A 21,597-nucleotide genomic window follows, 5' to 3' on the forward strand; every position below is an offset into this window, starting at 1 on the left:
AAGCCTTGCTGGTTGTCTCGTCCTGCGTCATGTTTCGAACCGTGCGCGCCGTGGGCTTCCATTATTCAGGTTTTATGTCCTTGACGTAAAGTTTTCTTGAGGGTTAATTGCTATTTCTCAAGCTTCAGAAAGTAGCAGTGCCCAGGGTGTCTTTTGCCATGCCAGGGCTTCATCGCGTAGCAGATGGGCCGATTGCGGATAGGCCTGAGACCAGCCAGGACGGGTGGTCAGCGAAAACTGTGTGGAGTCTCCGAGTTCCAGCTCCAGTCCTTCCACATCGGGATCGCGGCGTGCGTGGCACAGGATTGCAGCAATCCGTAGTGACAGCAACTGCTGCATGTAGTCGGCATCGCTGAAGTCGCATTCCAGTTTGTGCAACTTCCCACGGTGGCCCAGCACAAGTTGGCTCAGGCGCTGCAGCTCCGATAAGGCAAAGCCGGGCAAGTCGGCGTGGCCCAGGATGTAGGCGCCATGCCGGTGGTAGTCGTTGTGAGAAATCTGGCTGCCAATTTCATGTAACTGGCCAGCCCAATGCAGCTTGCGCTGCAGACGGGTAATTTCTGCAGCGGGGACACCGCTACGGGCCTGCATCTGGCCGAACAGATGGCTCGCAATCTGGGCTACACGTTGGGCTTGGTCCGCGTCCACTGCAAAGCGGGTGGCCATACGTTGCACAGACACTGCGCGCAGATCGGTTTCCTCTTGGCTTCGTGTAACCAGGTCGTACAGCACGCCATGGCGCAGCGCGCCATCGGCTGCATGCATTTCATTGATGCCCAGCAGATCAAAAATGGCCCGCAGCACGCTGATTCCGCCGCCTATGACCAGCTTGCGGTCGTCCTTCATGCCTTCGATGCGCAGTTTTTCGACGGTTTGCGCCTTGAGTAGCCGGTCGCTGATCCAATCCAGGCCTTCACGGGTGATGAGATTCAGGGGCCAACCGGCGGCGTGCAGGATATCTGCGACTGCGCCCACCGTGCCGGAGGAACCATAGGCCACATCCCAAGTGTCGCGCCGGTAGGCGTTCAGGGCTTCGTCCAAAACGGCTTTGGCGGCAATTTCGGCAATACGGAACGCATCGCGGGTGAATTGGCCCTGGGGAAAGTATTTCATCGACCAAGCGACACTGCCGACCCGGAAGGACTCCATGACGTTCGCTTCGTAGGCCTGGCCCAAAATCATCTCGGTGGAGCGGCCGCCAATGTCTACCACCAGGCGTCGTTCGTCCGATTGGGGTAAGAGCCGTGCTACGCCTTGGTATATCAGCCGTGCTTCTTCCCGGCCTGGAATCACGTCGATGGGAAAGCCCAGGATTTCGTGCGCGCGGGCCAGAAATGCGTCCCGGTTGCGGGCTTCGCGCAGGGTTTGGGTTGCGACGGCGCGGACTTGCTGGTGTTTGAAGCCCGCCAGGCGCTCGGCGAAGCGGGCCAGGCAGTCCCAGCCGCGCTGCATGGCTTCGGCGCTGAGGTTGCGGTTTTCGTCCAGACCGTTGCCTTGGCGAACGGTTTCCTTCAGGTATTCGGTGCGGTGGATCTGGCCATGGTCGAGTCGGCCAATTTCCAGGCGAAAGCTATTGGAGCCCAAGTCCAGGGCGGCGAGAAGTGTTCCGTTTTGCATGGTGTCGCAAGTTTTTGTGGGCGCAGCATAGCACCCATGTGCCTTGGGACCTCATTCACGCCTATCGGCCCCGGTGCGGGCTTTGTTTTGTCACATGTCTGTCACACAACCTTCTTAAATTAGCACCATCGCACAGATTTACCAGGACCGGTGAATCGTCGGGTTGGTTTCCTCACACTTAAAGGATTTGCTGATGCAAACACGTTTCAAAATGGCCCTGGTGGGTTTGGCGGCTTCTGGGGTATTGTCATTTTCGGGTCTGGTTAGCGCCCAAGAAATTACCGGTGCAGGTGCGACCTTCCCGGCTCCCGTCTACTCCAAGTGGGCTGCCGAGTACAACAAGGCCACGGGCGTGAAGATCAACTACCAATCGGTGGGTTCTGGCGCCGGCATCAAGCAGATCGACTCCAAGACGGTGGATTTCGGTGCTTCCGACATGCCGCAAACCGATGATGTGCTCAAGTCCAAAGGCCAGATGCAGTTCCCCTCCGTAATCGGAGGTACCGTGCCTGTGGTGAACATCAAGGGTATCGCCCCCGGTCAACTGAAGCTGACCGGTCAAGTGCTGGGCGATATCTATCTGGGCAAGATCACCAAGTGGAATGATGCCGCCCTGGTGGCTTTGAACCCTGGCCTGCCTTTGCCTGACGCTGCGATTTCCCCTGTGCGCCGTGCAGATGGTTCGGGTACGACCTTCAACTTCACCAACTACCTGAGCCGCGTCCACCCAGAGTGGAAAGAAAAAGTGGGCGAGGGCACAGCGGTTAACTGGCCTGTGGGCGCGGGTGGCAAGGGCAATGAAGGCGTTGCCGCTTTCGTGAATCGTCTGCCCAATTCCATCGGCTATGTGGAATACGCCTATGTGAAGCAAAACAAGATGACCTACGCCCAGATGAAGAACCGTGACGGCCTGTTCGTTAGCCCCAGTGACACTGCTTTCGCCGCAGCCGCTGCTGGCGCGGATTGGAACAAGTCGTTCTACCAACTGATCACTGACCAGCCTGGTAAGGAAGCTTGGCCTATTTCCACTGCAACCTTCATCCTGATGCACCTGAAACAGGACAAGCCAGCCAACGCCACCGAAGTGTTCAAGTTCTTCAACTGGGCTTACAAGAACGGCGCCAAGATTGCTGACGACCTGGACTACGTGCCTCTGCCAGCGCCTGTGGTGGCTTCCATTGAAAAAGCCTGGGGTCAAGTGACCGATGGCGCCGGCAAGCCAGTTGCCATTAAGTAATTTGGCTCACCCCCAGGCTGCAGTGCTTCGCATCTTTCGCCAACCCCCTTGCTGGGGGCAACACCAGCAGCCTGGCGAAGCCAGTTCTGCGGTGTTTCTGGGCGGTATGCGTTCTTGCAGTGGCATGGGGCTGGTTAGTTACTAACAATGAACCAAGGAAAGGGGCAAAACGTGTCATCTACACTTCCGGCGCAAGATCTATCGTTAAATCCGTCTGTCAAGACCTCCGGACATGTGATGAGCACTCCTCCGCGCCCTAAAGCGGCCCGTTCGGGCCCTGTCTTCGACCGTATCTTTGGCTGGTTGGCCAAAGGTTCGGCCATTTTTACCCTGGCGATGCTGGTGGCGATCCTGATGTCGCTGGTGATCAGTGCCTGGCCGGCTATTACCAAGTACGGCCTGGGTTTTTTGACCAGTACCACCTGGGACCCGGTGAAAGAGGAGTTTGGTGGCCTGGTGATGATTTATGGCACGGTGATGACTTCCATCATTGCCTTGCTCATTGCCGTGCCGGTCAGCTTCGGTATCGCGCTGTTCCTGACGGAGTTGTCCCCAGCCTGGCTGAAACGTCCTCTGGGTACAGCCATTGAGCTGCTGGCTGCCGTGCCCTCCATTGTGTACGGTATGTGGGGTCTGCTGGTGTTCAGCCCGGTGCTGTCCACTTATGTGCAGCAACCGCTGCAATCCATGTTCAGCGGTGTGCCTTATGTGGGCGCCCTGTTTTCAGGCGCTCCGGTGGGTATCGGCATCTTGTCTGCCGGCATCATCCTGGCCATCATGATCATTCCGTTCATTGCAGCTGTGATGCGGGACGTGTTTGAGGTGACGCCAACCTTGCTCAAGGAATCCGCCTACGGACTGGGTGCAACCACCTGGGAGGTTGTATCCAAGGTGGTGCTGCCTTACACCAAGTCCGGCGTGATCGGCGGCATCATGCTGGGCTTGGGGCGCGCCATTGGCGAAACCATGGCGGTTACCTTCGTGATCGGCAACTTCAACCAACTGGATTCGTTGAGCCTCTTCCAGGCTGCAAACAGCATCACCTCTGCGTTGGCAAACGAGTTTGCCGAAGCGGGCGAGGGCTTGCACCAGGGGGCTTTGATGTACCTGGGCTTGGTGCTGTTTTTCATTACTTTCGTCATTCTTTCCCTGTCCAAATTGCTGCTGCTGCAACTGCGCAAGAATGAAGGAGCCAAATCATGACCACGAGCGAAATGTTGCTCAAGGCAGCTGCTGTTGAGCAGGCCCGCGGTGTGAAGTACGCCGCTCGCAAGCGGGTGAACCGGATTGCCCTGGTGCTGGCGTTGGGAGCCATGGCTTTCGGCCTGTTTTGGTTGTTCTGGATCTTGTTTGAAACCGTGCGCCTGGGCATCGACGGCCTGAACTTGGCCACCCTGACGCAGATGACGCCTCCGCCAAACGACGAGGGTGGTTTGGCGAATGCGATCTACGGCTCGGTCCTGATGGTGGGGCTGGCCACGTTTGTCGGCGCTCCCATTGGCATCATGGCAGGCATCTATCTGGCCGAATACGACACCAAAGGCTGGCTGGCGTCCGCCACGCGGTTTGTGAACGACATTCTGCTGTCGGCTCCCAGCATCGTGATCGGCTTGTTTGTCTACACGGTCGTAGTGTCTCGCTTCAAGTCCTTTTCGGGCTGGGCAGGCATTGTGGCCCTGGCCTTGATCGTGATTCCGGTGGTCATTCGCACCACGGAAAACATGCTGCAGCTCGTGCCACCTGGCCTGCGTGAAGCCGCTTACGCCCTGGGCGCACCCAAGTGGAAGGTGATTTTGAGCATCACCTTGAAGGCCGCACGGGCCGGTGTGATTACCGGAATCATGTTGGCTGTGGCCCGTATTGCCGGCGAAACCGCACCGTTGCTGTTCACCGCGCTGAGCAACCAGTTCTGGACCTCCAGCCTGAGCCAACCCATGGCGAGCTTGCCGGTGACGATTTTCAAATTTGCGATGAGCCCCTACGAGAACTGGCAAAAGCTGGCTTGGGCCGGGGTCTTCTTGATCACCATGACCGTGTTGGGTCTGAATATTTTGGCCCGCGCCTGGGCTGGTAAGAACAAAGGTTAATCATGCAAACCGCTATTGCCCAAAACTCCAAGATCTCGGTCAAGAACCTGAATTTCTACTACGGCAAATTCCATGCGCTCAAGGGCATCAACATGGAAATCCCGGAAAAGAAGGTGACGGCTTTTATCGGCCCATCCGGTTGTGGCAAGTCCACCTTGCTGCGCATCTTCAACCGCATGTTCGAGTTGTACCCCGAGCAGCGCGCTGAAGGCGAGATCATGCTGGACGGAGAAAACCTGCTGACCAGCAAAAAAGACGTGGCCCTGCTGCGTGCCAAGGTCGGCATGGTGTTTCAAAAGCCCACGCCATTCCCCATGTCTATCTATGACAACATCACCTTCGGTGTGAAGCTGTTTGAAGATCTGAGCGCTACCGATATGGAAGAGCGCGTTGAATGGGCCCTGCGCAAGGCTGCGCTATGGACCGAGGTCAAGGACAAGCTCAACCAAAGCGGCTCCAGCCTGTCGGGTGGTCAGCAGCAACGCCTGTGCATTGCACGCGGCATCGCCATCAAACCCGAGGTGCTGTTGCTGGACGAACCTTGCTCGGCACTGGACCCGATTTCCACTTCCAAGGTGGAAGAGTTGATCACCGAACTGAAGAACGACTACACCGTCGTGATCGTGACCCACAACATGCAGCAGGCCGCACGTTGCAGTGACTACACCGCCTATATGTACCTGGGTGACCTGATGGAGTTTGGTGCCACCGAAGACATCTTCTTCAAGCCCAAGCGCAAAGAGACCGAAGACTACATCACCGGCCGTTTTGGTTGATCGCAGCGTATCCAAAGGACAACACCATGCCTGAAAAACATCTTTCCAGCCAGTTCGACGCGGAACTCAATGGCGTTTCCAGCCGCGTGATGGAGCTGGGTGGTCTGGTTGAATCGCAGATTCGCCAGGCGATCTATGCACTCTCGCAGTTCAGCGGTGAAGTGGCCGACCAGGTTGCCGAGACCGAGCTGCGCGTGAACGCCATGGAAATCGAGATTGACCGCGAGCTCTCCAGCATCATTGCGCGCCGCCAACCCACCGCACGTGACCTGCGTTTGCTGATCGCCATTTCTAAGACCACCGCCAACCTGGAACGCGTGGGCGACGAGGCCAACAAGATCGCCCGCATGGTCAAGTCCATCGCGCACAGCAGCGCGCCGCGTGCCTTGCCTACGCTAGACCTGCGGGTGTCGGCAGACATGGCTTCGGGCCTGCTGCGCAAGGCGCTGGATGCCTTTGCCCGCCTGGACACGGCTGCTGCAGTGAACATCCTCAAGGAGGACGATCTGCTGGACAAAGAGTTCGACGGCTTTGTGCGCAAACTCATTACTTACATGATGGAAGACCCGCGCACCATTTCTGCCAGTCTGGATCTGCTGTTTATTGCCAAGGCCATCGAGCGCATTGGTGACCATTCCAAGAATATTGCCGAGTTCATCATCTATATCGTCAAGGGCGAGGATGTGCGCCATGCGACGACGGCACAAGTGGAGTCGGTACTGCAATGAAAAACATGCCACGGGTTTTGATCGTCGAAGATGAGCCGGCAATTGCCGAGCTGATTGCCGTCAACCTGCGCCACAGTGGTTTTCAGCCCACCTGGGCGATGGACAGTGTCACGGCCCAATGCGAGCTGGATGCGGTTCTGCCCGATGTGATCTTGCTGGACTGGATGCTGCCTGGTGAAAGCGGTTTGTCGCTGGCCAAGAAATGGCGTGCCAACCCGCGTACCAAGGCGGTGCCCATCATCCTGCTGACCGCACGTGGCGATGAAAGCGACCGTGTGGCGGGCTTGGATGCGGGCGCGGACGACTACATCTCCAAGCCTTTTTCCACCAAGGAAATGTTGGCCCGCATCCGTGCGGTGCTGCGCCGCCGAGCGCCCGAGCAGGATGGTGGCGTGGTCAGCATTGGCGCCTTGGTGCTGGATGCGTCCACCTACCGAGTGACCTTCCAGGACCAGGCGGTGAAGATCGGTCCGACCGAATTCAAGCTGCTGCACTATCTGATGAAACATTCTGAGCGCGTACACAGCCGTTCACAGCTGCTGGACCGCGTTTGGGGTGACCATGTATTTATCGAGGAGCGCACGGTGGACGTCCACGTGAAGCGCTTGCGCGAGGCCTTGGGCGCGGGCGGCGCCATGGTCGAGACGGTGCGCGGTGCGGGTTACCGCATCACGGCCCAGCCGGTGGTGGCGTTAGCTCCCGCGGCAGCTTCTGCAGCTTGATTTTCGGGGCGGCCAGGCGTCGCCCCTCCACTTACTATCGCCCCTATGTGGTTTCGTTTCTTGAGTTTTTTGGGCGGGCAGCTGGCTGCGGGCCTGCTGGGTTGGGAGTTTGGGGGCTATCTGGGGGCATGCATTGGCACCGTGCTCTCCGGGGCCGCGTGGATGCTGGTGGACCTGTGGCGCGGTGGCCGCGTGATGCAGTGGCTGCGCACCGGCGAGGCCTCCCAGGCACCGCATATGCAGGGCTGGTGGGGTGACTTCAGCGACCGCATGCGGCGCTGGCTGCGCCAGACCGAGCAGAAGATGCAGGATTCGGACCGGCGCCTGCAGGAGTTCCTGGCCGCCATCCAGGCATCGCCCAATGGCGTGGTGTTGCTGGATGCCGAAGGGCGCATAGAGTGGTGCAACCAGATCGCGGCCACGCATTTCGGTTTCGACGTGTCGCGTGACCTGCAGCAACTGATTGGCAACCTGGTACGCGACCCTGCATTTGCCACGTATGCAGCCGCGCCAGACCCGGCGGCAGGCGTTGTAATGATAGGCCGCGGTGGCAGCGTGACGCGGCCCGTCCGTTTGTCCGTGCACCTGCATCCGTATGGCGAGGGGCGGCGTTTGCTACTCTCGCGTGACATCACGGCGCTGGAGCAGGCTGAGGCCATGCGACGTGATTTTGTGGCCAATGTGTCGCACGAGATACGCACGCCGCTGACGGTCATGTCCGGCTTCGTGGAAACCATGCAAAGCGTGCCGCTGGATGAGGAGCAACGGGAGCGCTACCTGGGCTTCATGGCCCAGCAGGCGGACCGCATGCAAACCCTGGTGAGTGACTTGCTCACCTTGTCCACCATAGAAGGCGGGCCTGCACCCAGCAGCAATGACTGGATACCGGTGCGTGATTTGATGGCCCACTGTGCCCGGGAGGCCGAGGCTTTGTCGGGCATGGTGACCGCAGGGCATGCCAAGTCGCATTCCCTGCGTTTTGGCCCCATGCCCGACGGCGCGCTGGCGGGCGCCCATAGTGAATTGCTCAGCGCCATGTCGAATCTGGTGAGCAATGCTGTGCGCTATACGCCGCCTGGTGGTCGCATCGAGGTGCGCTGGGCACAGCTGCCGGATGGGCGTGCCGAATTTTCGGTCAAGGACACCGGACCAGGCATTGCGCCTGAGCATTTGCCGCGCCTGACCGAGCGGTTTTATCGGGTAGACCCTAGCCGTTCCCGTGAAACCGGTGGTACTGGTCTGGGCTTGGCGATCGTGAAGCACGTAGTGCAGCGCCATGGCGCTGAGCTGCAGGTGGAGAGTACCCTGGGCCAGGGCTCTCGATTTGCGATCGTATTCCCGGCCAACCGGCTGCGTGTGGATCAGCAGCCGGCTTACGCCAAGTAGTCTCTTTGCTATTTAATGTATAGCTGCCAGCGCACATGATATCTGCGCTAGAGGCCTAAACTATCAATAGTTTTTGCGCATATCCTTGCGCTGGTACAGGCGGATGTTTTCGCCGTTGTCGTCGCGGCGACGCACATTCAGGCGTAGCGACCATGGACTCAGATCCAGTGAGCCGCGCGGCGGGCGTGCCGTGGTGGCATCGACCAGCAGCCAGTCGCATTGCGCGCCATCGGCAATCGGCTTCAGCTTGAGCTGGCCGTGGTATTGGAAGGCCGCAATTTGGCCACGGTTTAGGTTTTCAAACGCCACACATCCCGACTCGCCGGCTTGCTGCGACTGCGCCCGGATTTCCTGGCTGACGCTGCGCACCATGGGTACATAGCTGCGGGCATAGTCCACAGCAGGCAGGCCCAGTGTCATCAGCAGCAACCAGCACAGGGCCGTGCCGCCGGCGGGCAGTACCAGGCTTTTCCAGATTGCAGAGCGGTGGCGACCCACCCGCCATTGCACCAGCCAGACCCATACCAGGGAGGCCAGCAGCGCAGGCAAAAAGGTGGGCCAGCTGAAATACGGAATAAAGCCTGGCACCAGGCGTGCCAGGTTGGCGGCCGGTTGCTGCGGTATGCCGGTTTGTGCCGCAAACCATATTACCCAGATGGTGAGTGCGAAGATGGTGAAGAACAGCAATGTGAACCAATCCACCAGTGCTGAAACGGTGCGGCTCAGAGTGGGCAGCGCGAATGCTGCCAGCGTTGCCATGGCCGGCAACGCCAGCAACAGGGAGCGATCGGCAAAGTTGGTGCTCAGTGTGGTGCCCAGAGCCACGGCCACAAACCACAGCGGTAGCGCCAGGTGGCGACCAAAGTTGCCACTGGTCAGTTGTTTGCGCCAGCGCCACAGTGTCCATATGGCCAGGGGCCAGACGGGCCAGGTAAACCACAGCAGCAGCCGCAGAATGCCCCGGATGTTGGCTCCGTTGGTTTCTGGCAAATCGATGCGCCAGCGCCACAGGTCGAGTCGCCATGCCAATGCAGCCACGGCGGTCGTCAGCAGGATGATGGCGATAGACCACGCTACGCTGCGCTGCGCGCTATGAGGTATGTCCAGTTCGGACCGGTCGGGCTGGTCATGGCGGTCCAGAAAGCACACCAATGCCCCGCCCAGACCTAGAAATACCGCCATTGCCGGAGCGCCGGAAAGTGCCAAGCCCGCCAATCCAATAGCGATGCCGGCGGCGGGAATCCAGGTACGGTAGGGCAGAGCAGACATGGCAAAAAAAGCCAGGCTGGTGAACGCCAGTTGTGCCAAGGCGGGTGTGGTTTCGTGCGATAGCTGGGCCAGCCCCAGGCAGGCAATCATGGCCAGCAGGCCGCCATCGGCCATGGCGCGGGCGTAGTCGGTCGGTTTGGCTTCTCCGCCAAAGGCGAATGCCACAGGTTGTGCGCGGGGGCTGCGAGCCAGGTAGTAGACCGCGTACCAGGTGGTGGCCAGCGTCATGCCCAGCAGCAGAATAAAAGGGATGCGGGCTGCGAAATCAATGGCTACTGCCGTCGGGCTCCAGTGCACTGCCCAGGCACCTAGCCAGTAGGGCAACAAGGCTTCGGTTTGCGTTGCCTGGCCCAGCAGTTGTGGATGCAGCCAGCTGCTGGCACCCTTGGCCAATTCGGCGATATAGCCGAAGGTCTCCATATCGTTGTTGCGCCAGGGTTCGCGGCCCAGGAAACCCGGCAGGATATAGGCTAGGCACAAGAGCCATAAGGCCACGCGTGGCAGGCGGCGTACGGCACTTTGTGCCACGATGGCAGGAGTTGGATGGTTCACAAGGCAGGAATCTTACGGCCAATAAAACAAAAGGGCAGCGCGGATAAACCGGGCTGCCCTTCTTTTTCCGCAGATGCGGATGTGGAAGAACTTATTCTGCGGCTTTGGTCGCAGCAGTGGTCTTGCCGAAGCGGTTGCGGAAGCGCTCCACGCGGCCACCCATGTTGTCCACGGACTTTTGCGTACCAGTGTAGAAAGGATGGGATTCGCTGGAGGTATCCAGCTTGTACAGCGGCAGTTCGCGGCCGTCTTCCATCGTGATCATTTCCTTGGCGTTAACGCAAGAACGGGTCACAAACTTGAAGTTGTTGGACAAGTCCAGGAAACACACTTCACGGTAATTGGGGTGAATGCCTTCTTTCATAGCTCTTCCTTTTCAATTGCGTTAGCCGCCCGGTGCCTTGGGCAATCTGTTTGCCCAATTCAAAAGCCCGGTACTTTTCGCGATTAGCCTTCGATTATCACATATTTTGAGGATCTGTTATCCGCCGCGACGCATCATGTCGAAGAATTCGACATTGTTCTTGGTGGATTTCATGTTCTTCAGCATCAGTTCCATGGACTCGATCTCGTCCATGTTGTACATGAACTGGCGCAGGATGCGGCTCTTTTGCAGGATTTCGGGCGACAGCAGCAATTCTTCGCGGCGGGTGCCGCTGCGGTTCAGCTGGATCGACGGGAACACGCGCTTTTCGTACAAACGGCGGTCCAGGTGGATTTCGCAGTTGCCAGTGCCCTTGAATTCTTCAAAGATCACTTCGTCCATACGGCTGCCGGTATCGACCAGCGCGGTGGCGATGATGGTCAGCGAGCCGCCTTCTTCCACATTACGGGCCGCGCCCAGGAAGCGCTTGGGGCGCTGCAGTGCGTTCGAATCGACGCCGCCGGTCAGCACCTTGCCAGAGGAGGGCACCACATTGTTGTAGGCGCGGGCCAGGCGGGTGATCGAGTCCAGCAGGATCACCACGTCTTTTTTCAGCTCTACCAGGCGCTTGGCACGCTCGATCACCATTTCGGCCACGTGTACGTGGCGGGCGGCGGGTTCGTCGAAGGTGGAGGCGATGACTTCGCCCTTCACCGAGCGCTGCATTTCGGTCACTTCTTCTGGCCGTTCGTCAACCAGCAAGACCATCATGTGGCTGTTCGGGTAGTTGGCGGCAATGGCGTGGGCCATGTGCTGCATCATCACCGTCTTGCCGCTCTTGGGTGGGGCGACCAGCAGGGCGCGCTGGCCTTTGCCGATGGGCGCCACGATGTCGATGATGCGGCCGGTGATGTTTTCGTCACCCTTGATGTCGCGTTCCAGCTTCATCTGTTCCTTGGGGAACAGCGGGGTCAAGTTCTCGAACATGACCTTGTGCTTGTTTTCTTCGGGGCCACCACCGTTGACCTTGTCGAGCTTGTTCAGCGCGAAGTAGCGTTCGCCGTCCTTGGGCGTGCGCACTTCACCTTCGATCATGTCGCCGGTGTGCAGATTGAAGCGACGCACCTGGCTGGGGCTGATGTAGATGTCGTCGGTTGATGCGGTGTAGCTGGTATCTGGGCTGCGCAGAAAGCCGAAGCCGTCCGGCAGGATTTCCAGCACGCCATCGGCAATGATCTGCTCGCCGGTGCGGGCGCGTTTTTTGATGATGGCAAACATCAGCTCCTGCTTGCGCATACGGCCGGTGTTCTCAATTTCAAGTTCTTCGGCTTGCTTGAGGACTTCAGACACGTGCAGTGCCTTGAGTTCGTTTAAGTGCATGGATGGACTCCTGTGAGGAGTTCTTGAGGAAAAAAGGGGGGGAGGTTTTGAGGAGGCTAGAAGGGCCTCACAAACCGGGAACTCGAACCGTCTTGCGGGATGGCAATCGGGTGAATGGGCGAATTATGACAGGAAAAAACGAAGCCACCGCAGGGGTGGCTTCAGGGAATACGCTATCAGGCCAGCTGTTGGTCGATAAATGCGGTCAGTTGGGCTTTGCTCATGGCGCCAACCTTGGTGGCTGCCAGCTCGCCGCCCTTGAAAATCATCAGGGTGGGAATGCCGCGGATGCCGAACTTCGCGGGGATGTCACGGTTCTCGTCCACGTTCATCTTGGTGATCTGCAGCTTGCCTTGGTAACCGGTGGCAACTTCGTCGAGAATCGGTGCAATCATCTTGCAAGGACCGCACCATTCAGCCCAGTAGTCCACCAGGACGGGGGTGTTGGATTTCAGAACGTCTGCTTCGAAAGTGGCGTCCGAGATGTGTTTGATGAGTTCGCTGGCCATGGGGGTTCCTTAAACTGAGTGCCGATACGACTGAAGTTGCGGCATTGTGACAGAAAGCAAGCCCCCTCGTCCTGTGTGGACGCGCTGTGCGGTGCTATTGCATCCATAGCGAAAATCCATTTCTCCCCCTCACCACAGCCTTATCCATGCCACCACTCCACGACCCGCTATGGTTTGCCCCGGCAACCGGCTTGCTGGACCAAATGCGGCAGGCCATGGCGCAGCGCCAGGCCCATCCATCGCGCACCGTGGTGTTGCTGCCTTATGCGCAGCTGATGCCCCTGGCACAGCGCTTCTGGGCCCAGGCCCAGCCAGCGGGCTTTACGCCGCGTTTTGAAACGACCTTGAATTGGGCGCGCAGCCTGGGCGGCGTGCCGCAGGGCGCGCACGACCTGCGCTTTGATACCGCCATGGACATGCTGCAGGCGCCGGCCTTGCTGGATAGTGCCGGCCTGGGCTCCCAGGCCGAGGCCTTGTCGGCCCGGTTGGTCGAGGCGGCCCACCAACTGGCGCCGTTGGCCGCCGCCGTGGCACCGCAGCAGCGCGCGGAATGGGCCGCCCAGGCCCGTACTGCCGTGTCTCTGGGCATGGAGGCCTCGGTGCTGGCCCTGGAGAGCCTGGTGGCGCGGATTGCACTGGAGTGGGTAGCCGCGTCCAGCTATGCCACCGACGTGTTGTGGAACGCCGCCGTGCCGGATGGCCTGGACTGCGTGATCGTGCTTGACGGCTTCCAGTCCGAGCCCTTGGTCGAGGCCCTATGCCAGGCCTGGGGCAGCAAGGTGACCCGCTTGCTGCGCCCCGATCCGCCTCCGCCGCCCATGCCCGCGCTGCACCCTTGCACCGATTCCGAGGACGAGGCCCAGCGCGGTGCTGCCTGTGTGCTGCGGCATATTGAGGCCGGCCGGGCACCAGTGGCCCTGGTGGCAACGGACCGGCTGTTGACGCGCCGCATCCGCGCCATGCTGGCCACACAGAACGTGCGCATACGCGACGAAACCGGCTGGAAGCTGTCCACTACCCGCGCCGCGGCCGAAGTGGTGGTCACGCTGCGCGCGGCCCGCTGGGACGCCAGCAGCGACGCGGTACTGGACTGGCTGAAGAACGCCCCTGCGTTCCGGCCCCGCGTGGTGCAAGGCCTGGAGCGCGCGCTGCGCAAAGCCGCCGCGCAAAACTGGTCATCCTGGAGCCCCGAGGCCACGCCGCGTCAGCCTGCGGTATCCGACGCGGTGCGCCTGGCCAACGAGCTGCGCGCCAACCTGCAAGCGGCGCGCCCCCTGGTGCAATGGCTGGCGGCTTTGCGCGCGCTGCTGCAGGCCAGCGGCCAATGGCCGGCCTTGGTGGCCGACGTGGCGGGGAATAGCTTGCTGTCGGCACTGCGTCTGCAGGAGGGGGCCGAACAAGAGCTGCTGCAACTGCCGCAGGCGGCCCGCCGCATGCGGCAGGCCGAGTTCAGCACCTGGGTCGGCGATACGCTGGAGGCGGCCACCTTCGTGCCTACGCACCCATTGGACGAGCAGGTGGTGGTGCTGCCGCTGAGTCAGCTGCTGGCGCGCCCGTTTGCCGCCCTGGTATTGCCGGGCTGCGACGAGGTGCGGCTGGCGGTGTCACCCGAGCCACCCGGTGCCTGGACTGTGGCTCAGCGTGAAGCCCTGGGCCTGCCCTCGCGCGCCGCATTGGAGGCCGCGACCCGCGCCTCCTGGGCGAATGCCCTGCAAACCCCGCACACCGATGTGCTGTGGCGGCACAGCGATGCCTCTGGTGAAGACCTGCTGGCCAGCCCGCTGGTGCAGGCCTTGCGCGTGGATGGCTTGGACGAAGCCGCCGCCGAGCCACGCATTCTGCGCAGCTTGCAGCCTCAGCCCAGCCTGCCGCCGCTGCCGGTGGGCCAGGATTTGCCGGTGCTGCGCCTGTCGGCCAGCGCTTACGAGGATTTGCGCCGTTGCCCCTACCGCTTCTTCGGCCTGCGCCAGCTGGGTTTGCAAGAGTCGCAGGAACTGACCGGCGAGGTGGACAAGCGCGACTTCGGCACCTGGCTGCACGCGGTGCTCAAAACTTTCCATGAAGAGATAAAAGTGGCTCCAGCGCAGGAGTTATCTGCGCGGGTAGCTATGATTAACGTAGCGGCAGAGACGGTGACGCGCGACATGCACCTGGAGCAGGGCGAGTTCCTGCCCTTCGCCTCGGCCTGGCCGCGCGTGCGCGACGGCTACCTGGACTGGCTGGTCGAGCACGAGGCCAGTGGCGGCGTGTTCGAGCAGGCCGAAAGCGCGCTGGAGCAGCCCCTGGGCCCGCTGACCCTGATAGGCACCATAGACCGTATCGACCAGGTGCGGGCCGACGGCAGCCACACCGCGCTGGTGATCGACTACAAGACCGAAAACGCCATAGCCACCCAGAAGCGTATCCAGCAGCCTTTTGAGGACACGCAACTGGCCTTCTACGCCGCTTTGCTACCCCATGACACCCTGCGTGCCGCTTACCTCAATGTGGGCGAGAAGGACGGCAGCAAACTGTTCGAGCAGACTGAGGTGGTGGAAGCGCGCGACGCCTTGGTGCACGGCATTCTGGAAGACATGCAGCGCATTGCAGATGGTGCCGTGCTGGCCGCGTTGGGCGAGGGTATGGTCTGCGAATTCTGCGCCGCACGCGGCCTGTGCCGTAAAGATTGGTGGGGTAGCTAGCTGCTTCCAGATCGCTTCAACCACTCGCAAAACGCCACGGCCTGCGGGTTCTGCGCAGCGTGGGGCGGGCGTATCCAGTAGACGTTCTTCAGGTCAATTTCCAGTTGCGGGAAGGGCCGCACCAGCAGGCCGTTATCCAGCACATCGCGCAGCTGGTGCGGGTTGCCCAGGGCCACACCCATGCCCTGGATGGCGGCCTGTACCGCCAGATGGGTGTGGTCGAAGGTGACCATATTCGCGGCCTGTAACTCGGGTTCGCCTGCCGCCGCCAGCCAGTCCTGCCAGAACATCGGGGTCGAGCGGCTCAGCAGCAATGTGTGCTTGCGCAGATCGGCGGGCTTGCGGATCGCCAGCTTGCCAGATACCAGCTGCGGGCTGCACAGCGGCGTTAGCGACTCGGGCAAAAACGCCTCGATCTGTACGCCTTGCCATTTGTCCTTGCGCAGCAGCTCGGCGCGTTCGATGTCGTACATGCAGCGTATGGACACATCGTAGGCTGCCGGGTCAAAGTCGAAGGCGCCGGCGGTGGTGGACAGTTGTACGTCCACATCGGGCACCTCGGCGCAGAAGCTGGCCAGCCGAGGGATCAGCCACTGCGCTGACAGCGTGGCCATGGAGTTCACTGTCAACGTGTTACGCCGCCCCCGCCGCTCTATGCGCCCGGTGGCCTGGGCCATCAGGTCGAAGGCGCTGCTCAGGCTGGGCAGATAGGCGGCGCCTTCGGCCGTCAAGCCCAGGCGGCGCCCGTTGCGCTGTACCAGCGCCACGCCCAGCCAGGCCTCTAGCGCCTTGATCTGGTGGCTGACGGCGCTTTGCGTGACGTGTAGCTCCTGCGCGGCCAGGGTCACGCTCTCACAGCGTGCGGCGGCTTCAAACGCCCGCAGCATGTTCATGGAAGGGAGGCGGCGGGCGTTGCTCACATTGGGTCCGGGTCTTTTGGCATGAGATTAATTCATGTATTTCTTAAAAATGAGCGATAGTCATTCGCCATTTAGCCCACTACGATCTGTCACCATGGAGCTTGGCAATGCCGTATAAAACTCATCTTATACCGGGCCTTGGCAAGCCGGCTGCGCACCTTGCCACGAGAAGTGGATGGCCAAAATGGCTTACCCTTCTGGCATTGCCGGGCATCCATCGCGATCTCGCCTAGGCACCCTCTCACTGGAAACCATCCTCATGTACAAAACCGTTGTCTTCGACCTGGGCGCCGTGCTCCTGCACTGGCAGCCTGTAGACCTTGTCGCCACCATGTTGCCCCAGCATGCTCCCACGCCTGAAGCCGCACAGCAGCTGTGCGAACGCATCTTTCAGGGCCTGCACCCTGGCTCCACCTGGGCCGAGTTCGACCGAGGCCGTGTTGAGCCAGATGACCTGGCTGTGCAACTGGCCGCCCAGACCGGGGTGGATGCCGACGACCTGCTGGACTTCATCCACGCCATTCCCGACCACCTGCATACCAAGCTGGACACGGCGGCGCTTCTGCCGCGCCTGCAAGCCCGGGGCCACCGCCTGGTGTATTTGTCGAACATGCCGACTCCGTACAGCGAGCGCCTGTTGCAGGAGCGCGAGTTCTTCCATTACTTTGAGGATGGCATTTTTTCCGGTCTGGTGGGCCTGGTGAAGCCCGAACACGCCATCTACGCCAAGGCCGAGTCCGAATTCGGCCTGACGCCGGAGCACACGGTCTTTGTGGACGACAACGCACACAACGTGCAGACCGCGCGCGCCCGTGGCTGGCAGGCTATCCAGTTCCTGGACGCCGCCCAGTGCGAACGTGACCTGCAAGCCCTGGGCTGGCTGGAGCCTGCGCATGGCTGATGCGGACCCCATCGCGGTTGCGCGCCCGGGTTTGCAGCGCGCGCCCAGCATGGGCCAGCGCTGGGGTCTGGCCCTGGCGCCGCAGATACGGGTGTTTGCCGCCTTCTTTTTGTATGCCTTCAGCCTGGGCAGCATCTTTCCCCGGCTGGGCGAAATCCAGCGCGGCATGGGCGTGGGCGAGGGCGCCCTGGGCCTGGCGCTGATAGGCACGGCCACCGGCACCCTGGTGTCGCTGAGCTTTGCCGGCCCGCTGCTGGAGCGCATGGGCTACCGCCGCGCGCTGCTGGCGCTGACGCCGCTGGTGGCGGTGTTCTTTGCCATCGCCTCCTGGGCCAGCGGGCCGCTGGTGTTGTACTTCTGCCTGGTGCCTGCGGGCCTGTGCATAGGTATGGTGGAGATCGTGGTGAATGTGGAGGCCGACCGGGTGGAACACCAGCTGGGCCGGCGCATCATGAACCGCGCCCATGGCTTCTGGAGCTTTGGTTTTTTTGCCGCCGGCCTGATGGGCGCGGGCGTATCCCAGCTGGGCATCAGCCCGCAGCTGCATTTGATGGGCATGGTGCCGGTGGTGCTGCTCGCGGTCGTGCTGCTGCTGGGCCGCTTTAGCCCCGCGCCATTGCGCGAAGTGGCGGCGGGTGATGCGCCACCGCACTTTGCCCGGCCCACGCTGGCCATCATGGCCCTGGTGTGCGTCACCCTGTCGGCCATGCTGCTGGAAGGTGCAGGGGCCGACTGGTCGGCCATCTATATGCGCGACGTATTTGCCGCCTCGCCCATGCTGTGCGGCCTGGCGGTGGCCACCGGGGCGTGCACCCAGGGCCTGATGCGCTTTTTTGCCGATGGCTTGGTGGACCGCTACAGCCCGGTGGGCGTGGCGCGCGGCCTGCTGTCGGTGCTGGGCGTGGGCGCCTTGCTGGTGGTGCTGGCACCCGGGCCGGCCTGGGCCTTGCTGGGCCTGGGCCTGATGGGCGTGGGCACCAGTGGCATCTTCCCGCTGGCCATGTCGGCTGCAGCGCAGCGGGTGGACCGGCCTGCGGCGGTGAATGTGGCGGCGCTGGCGCAGATTTCGTTTGTGGTGTTCCTGCTGGGGCCGCCACTGCTGGGCCAGGTGGCTGAGCACTGGGGTGTGCGCTGGGCATTTGGCGTGTGCCTGCCCTTTGTTCTGCTGAGCCTGTTGGCTGCCGGTGCGCTGGGTAAAAAGGATTGATGTAGATGACGCTAGCTGCTTACGAGCACAACGGCCGGTCGGTAGAGCGGACCGCCTTTTATGCCATGGCCTGCGACCCGCGGCGCAGCATCGCGGTAGAGGCCTGCGCCGGCGCGGGCAAGACATGGATGCTGGTGTCGCGCATTCTGCGGGCGCTGCTGGAGGGCAGCCTGGCCCGCAACTCTGAGGTCCATGGCCAGGGCGTGGCCGCGCATGAAATCCTGGCCATTACCTTCACCAAAAAAGCCGCCGGTGAAATGCGCCAGCGGCTGAACGACTGGCTGGTCGAATTCGCCCAGGCCAGCCCGGAAAAACTGGCCTCCGAGTTGCAGGCCCGGGGCGTGCCCGCTGCGCAGCTGCAAGTCCAGGCGGCGGCCCTGAAGCAGCTCTACCCCCAGCTGCTGGCCAGTGCCCGGCCGGTGCAGATACGCACCTTCCACAGCTGGTTCGCGGCCCTGCTGCGCACCGCGCCGCTGGCCGTGCTGCAGGACCTGGGCCTGCCCGCCAACTATTCCCTGCTGGAAGACGACACCGAGGCCGTGCGCGAGGTCTGGCCGCGCTTTTACGCTACGGTGGTCGATAGCCCCGCTGCGCGTGCCGACTTCGAGGCCCTGGTGGCCGAGCATGGCCGCTTCCAGGCGCAGAAGGCGCTGGCTTCGGCACTGGGCAAGCGCGTCGAGTTTGCGTTGGCGGACGCACATGGCGTGGTGGATGCGTCTGTGCCGCCGTTTGGTGAGCAGTTCCCCGCGTTTGCCGGGCTGGATGCACCGGAAGATTATTTGTGGACCCAGCGCCCGCTGCTGCAAGACGCTGCCAGCTGCCTGGGCAAGGCCAGCGCGCCGACCTTCTCCGCCAAGGGCGGCGAGCTGGAGCGCGCCATCACCGCCATGGATGCTGAAGGCGTGGCCGCCGCGCTGCTGACGGCCACCGGCTCGGCGCGCAAGTTTGGCGAGAAGATCGTCGGCATCGCCACCATCCGCGCAGCCCAGGAAGTGGCGCTGCAAGTGGCCCAGGCCCGGCTGCAGCACGCCGCCTGGGGGCACCAGCAGCGCATGGCGCGGCTCACCCGGCTGATGGTGGCCGAGCTGTCCGCACTCAAGTTCGAGCGCGGCTGGGTGGACATGAACGATGTGGAGCGCGCGGCGTCGGTGATGCTGTCCGACCCTGTCCTCAGCGGCTGGGTGCAGGAGCGACTGGACGCCAAGGTCAAACACCTGCTGATCGACGAATTCCAGGACACCAGCCCGCTGCAGTGGCAGGCCCTGCACGCCTGGCTCAGCGGCTATGCGGGCTCGGGCGGCAATGCGCCCAGCGTGTTCATCGTGGGTGACCCCAAGCAGAGTATTTACCGCTTCCGCCGTGCCGAACCCCAGGTGTTCCGCGCGGCACAGGCCTTTGTGGTCGATGGCCTGGGCGGCGACCTGCTCAGCTGCGACCACACCCGCCGCAACGCGCCGCCGGTGATGGCGGCGGTCAACAGTGTGATGTCGGCGGCCCAGGCCGCTGGCGCTTATGACGGCTTTCGCGACCACACCACCGAATCCACCGCCCAGGGCGCGCTGCGCTGCCTGCCAGCCATTCCCCGCGACGCGAATGCCAGCACGGCGGCAGCAGGCGAGGGCGGTTGGCGCGACAGCCTGGGCACACCGCGCGAAGAACCCGAGGACACCCTGCGCACGCTGGAATGCCGCCAGGCAGCCCACTGGCTGGCGCAGCAGCTGGCCGACGGTCTGCCGCCGCGCGAGGTCATGGTGCTGGCCCGCAAGCGCGACCGCCTGGCCACCATGCGCGACGCGCTGCGCAGCCTGCACATCCCCACCCAGCAGCCCGAGAAAGCTGACCTGGCCGACGCCCCCGAGGTGCAGGACATCGCCGCGCTGCTGGACGCGCTGGTGTCCACCCACCACGACCTGTCGCTGGCCCAGGCGCTCAAGTCGCCGCTGTTCAGCGTGACGGACGCCGACCTGGTGCACCTGGCCACTTTGCAGCGCGCCGCCCGAGCCGATGCCGAGCGCCAGGATGACAGCAGCTGGTGGACCTTGCTACACAATTCAGAGCTGCTACCGCAGGCACTATCTGCGCTAGCGCCCTATTTGTTGCGATGGAAGCAGTGGCTGGACAGCTTGCCGCCGCACGACGTGCTGGACGCCATCTATGCCGACGGCGACGTGCTGGCCCGCTTCGCCGCCGCCGCGCCCGCTGCCCTGCGCGGATCGGTGCAGGCCAATCTGCGTGCCGTGCTGGGCACCGCCCTGCAGCTGAATGAAGGCCGCTTTGCCACGCCGTATGCGCTGGTGCGTGCACTCAAGGCCGGCGGCGTGAAGGCCCCGGTCACCAGCCTGCCGGATGCCGTGCGCCTGCTGACTGTGCACGGCGCCAAGGGCCTGGAGGCCGCGCTGGTGCTGCTGCTGGATACCGATTCCCCGCCCAGCAAGGCCGAAACCATGGGCGTGCTGGTGGACTGGCCTGGCGAGGCTGCGGCCCCGGTGCGCCTGGTGTTCCTGGCCAGCGAATCGCATCCGCCCGCCTGTGTGGTCGATGTGCTGGCCATAGAGCAAGCCGCACGCCGGCGCGAGGAGCTCAACGGCCTGTACGTGGCCATGACGCGCGCGCGCCAGCAGCTGGTGCTGTCCTCTGTGCAGCCGCGCAACGCGGTGGATGGCTCCTGGTGGCAGCGCCTGCAGCCCCTGGCCGAGCCGGTGCAGTTGCAGGCAGACGGGGTGGCGGCATCCACCGCGCCGGCCGTGGATGCGGCTTTCGAGGTACTGGTGCTGCCCGACATTGGTTTGTCGGCTGCGCCGCCACGGGCCGAGGCGGAGCCAGACGTGTTGGAGTCGCGCATCGGCAAGGCCATGCACCGTTTGCTAGAGTGGGGTGTGCTGGACGCCGCCCAGCAGCAGGCGGTAGCCCGCGAGTTCGGCCTGAGCCCCGACCAGACCCAGAAAGCCGCCACCATGGCCGCCGCCATCCGCACTGGCGAGGGGGCCTGGGCCTGGGATGCCGAGGTCATCGACTGGAGCGGCAACGAGGTGGCCTTGACCTACCAGGGCAAAACCCTGCGCCTGGACCGCCTGGTGCGCCGCAAGGACACCGGCGCCTGGTGGGTGCTAGACCACAAATCCAAAGCCCAGCCGCAACGCGATCCGGTGTTGGTGCAGCAGTTGGAGACTTACCGGGAGGCGTTGTTGGCGCTGTATCCGGGGGCGGAGGTGCGGACGGCGTTTTTGACGGGGGCGGGGGGGCTGGTGGTGGTTTGAGGGG

17 protein-coding genes are annotated in these 21,597 nt (G+C 62.4%); 11 read left to right on the forward strand and 6 right to left on the reverse strand.

Going from position 1 to position 21,597, the window contains the following annotated elements:
* Nucleotides 1–117: 117 nt before the first annotated feature.
* A complete protein-coding gene (ppx, locus tag AC07VY_RS04345; protein ID WP_495096607.1) occupies nt 118–1,617 on the reverse strand; it encodes an exopolyphosphatase in 1,500 nt (499 codons plus the stop codon).
* Between the two features lie 193 nt (nt 1,618–1,810).
* Here ppx and pstS point away from each other — a divergent pair, with 193 nt between their 5' ends.
* From pstS to phoR, 7 genes are all read left to right on the forward strand, one after another.
* A complete protein-coding gene (pstS, locus tag AC07VY_RS04350; RefSeq protein ID WP_495096606.1) occupies nt 1,811–2,854 on the forward strand; it encodes a phosphate ABC transporter substrate-binding protein PstS in 1,044 nt (347 codons plus the stop codon).
* Between the two features lie 237 nt (nt 2,855–3,091).
* Nucleotides 3,092–4,057 carry a phosphate ABC transporter permease PstC gene (pstC, locus tag AC07VY_RS04355; protein ID WP_495096605.1) on the forward strand — a complete coding sequence of 322 codons (966 nt, stop codon included), beginning with the start codon at nt 3,092–3,094 and terminating at the stop codon, nt 4,055–4,057.
* Entirely contained in the window at nt 4,054–4,941 is an 888-nt protein-coding gene (gene pstA, locus AC07VY_RS04360) for a phosphate ABC transporter permease PstA (protein WP_495096604.1), read from the forward strand. Before pstC ends, pstA begins: the two co-directional genes overlap by 4 nt.
* Before the next feature lie 2 nt (nt 4,942–4,943).
* Nucleotides 4,944–5,717, forward strand: coding sequence for a phosphate ABC transporter ATP-binding protein PstB (gene pstB, locus AC07VY_RS04365; RefSeq protein WP_490593174.1), 774 nt, complete (start codon nt 4,944–4,946; stop codon nt 5,715–5,717).
* A gap of 26 nt (nt 5,718–5,743) precedes the next feature.
* A complete protein-coding gene (gene phoU, locus AC07VY_RS04370) occupies nt 5,744–6,445 on the forward strand; it encodes a phosphate signaling complex protein PhoU (RefSeq protein ID WP_495096603.1) in 702 nt (233 codons plus the stop codon).
* On the forward strand, nt 6,442–7,167 hold the full coding sequence (gene phoB / locus AC07VY_RS04375) for a phosphate regulon transcriptional regulator PhoB (RefSeq protein ID WP_495096602.1): 726 nt from the start codon (nt 6,442–6,444) through the stop codon (nt 7,165–7,167). Before phoU ends, phoB begins: the two co-directional genes overlap by 4 nt.
* Before the next feature lie 45 nt (nt 7,168–7,212).
* The gene (gene phoR / locus AC07VY_RS04380; protein ID WP_495096601.1) at nt 7,213–8,553 is read left to right on the forward strand and encodes a phosphate regulon sensor histidine kinase PhoR; all 1,341 of its coding nucleotides are present in this window, start codon (nt 7,213–7,215) and stop codon (nt 8,551–8,553) included.
* Between the two features lie 63 nt (nt 8,554–8,616).
* On the opposite strand, the gene AC07VY_RS04385 is transcribed toward phoR, so the two are convergent.
* From AC07VY_RS04385 to trxA, 4 genes are all read right to left on the reverse strand, one after another.
* Complete coding sequence (locus AC07VY_RS04385; RefSeq protein ID WP_495096600.1) at nt 8,617–10,374, reverse strand: glycosyltransferase family protein; 1,758 nt, start codon at nt 10,372–10,374, stop codon at nt 8,617–8,619.
* Nucleotides 10,375–10,465: 91 nt separating this feature from the next.
* The gene (locus AC07VY_RS04390) at nt 10,466–10,738 is read right to left on the reverse strand and encodes a type B 50S ribosomal protein L31 (RefSeq protein ID WP_495096599.1); all 273 of its coding nucleotides are present in this window, start codon (nt 10,736–10,738) and stop codon (nt 10,466–10,468) included.
* A gap of 117 nt (nt 10,739–10,855) precedes the next feature.
* Nucleotides 10,856–12,118: a transcription termination factor Rho gene (gene rho / locus AC07VY_RS04395; RefSeq protein ID WP_490593168.1), complete on the reverse strand. Its 1,263-nt coding sequence runs from the start codon at nt 12,116–12,118 to the stop codon at nt 10,856–10,858.
* Between the two features lie 176 nt (nt 12,119–12,294).
* Nucleotides 12,295–12,627, reverse strand: a complete 333-nt coding sequence (gene trxA, locus AC07VY_RS04400; protein WP_495096598.1) for a thioredoxin TrxA — start codon at nt 12,625–12,627, stop codon at nt 12,295–12,297.
* Between the two features lie 146 nt (nt 12,628–12,773).
* On the opposite strand from trxA, the gene AC07VY_RS04405 reads away from it, so the two are divergent.
* Nucleotides 12,774–15,308 carry a PD-(D/E)XK nuclease family protein gene (locus AC07VY_RS04405; RefSeq protein WP_495096597.1) on the forward strand — a complete coding sequence of 845 codons (2,535 nt, stop codon included), beginning with the start codon at nt 12,774–12,776 and terminating at the stop codon, nt 15,306–15,308.
* Here AC07VY_RS04405 and gcvA read toward each other — a convergent pair.
* The gene (gene gcvA, locus AC07VY_RS04410; RefSeq protein WP_495096596.1) at nt 15,305–16,228 is read right to left on the reverse strand and encodes a transcriptional regulator GcvA; all 924 of its coding nucleotides are present in this window, start codon (nt 16,226–16,228) and stop codon (nt 15,305–15,307) included. The genes AC07VY_RS04405 and gcvA overlap by 4 nt on opposite strands.
* A 184-nt stretch (nt 16,229–16,412) precedes the next feature.
* On the opposite strand from gcvA, the gene AC07VY_RS04415 reads away from it, so the two are divergent.
* The 3 genes from AC07VY_RS04415 to AC07VY_RS04425 are packed head-to-tail and all read left to right on the forward strand — an operon-like array spanning nt 16,413 to nt 21,593.
* Nucleotides 16,413–17,129 (forward strand): HAD family hydrolase, encoded by a 717-nt coding sequence (locus AC07VY_RS04415; protein ID WP_495119474.1) that lies wholly within the window; start codon nt 16,413–16,415, stop codon nt 17,127–17,129.
* On the forward strand, nt 17,122–18,336 hold the full coding sequence (locus AC07VY_RS04420; RefSeq protein ID WP_495096594.1) for an MFS transporter: 1,215 nt from the start codon (nt 17,122–17,124) through the stop codon (nt 18,334–18,336). Before AC07VY_RS04415 ends, AC07VY_RS04420 begins: the two co-directional genes overlap by 8 nt.
* Nucleotides 18,337–18,341: 5 nt before the next feature.
* Nucleotides 18,342–21,593 carry a UvrD-helicase domain-containing protein gene (locus AC07VY_RS04425; protein WP_495096593.1) on the forward strand — a complete coding sequence of 1,084 codons (3,252 nt, stop codon included), beginning with the start codon at nt 18,342–18,344 and terminating at the stop codon, nt 21,591–21,593.
* Nucleotides 21,594–21,597 lie beyond the last annotated feature (4 nt).

This window comes from Rhodoferax sp. GW821-FHT02C08 (genome assembly GCF_059421805.1).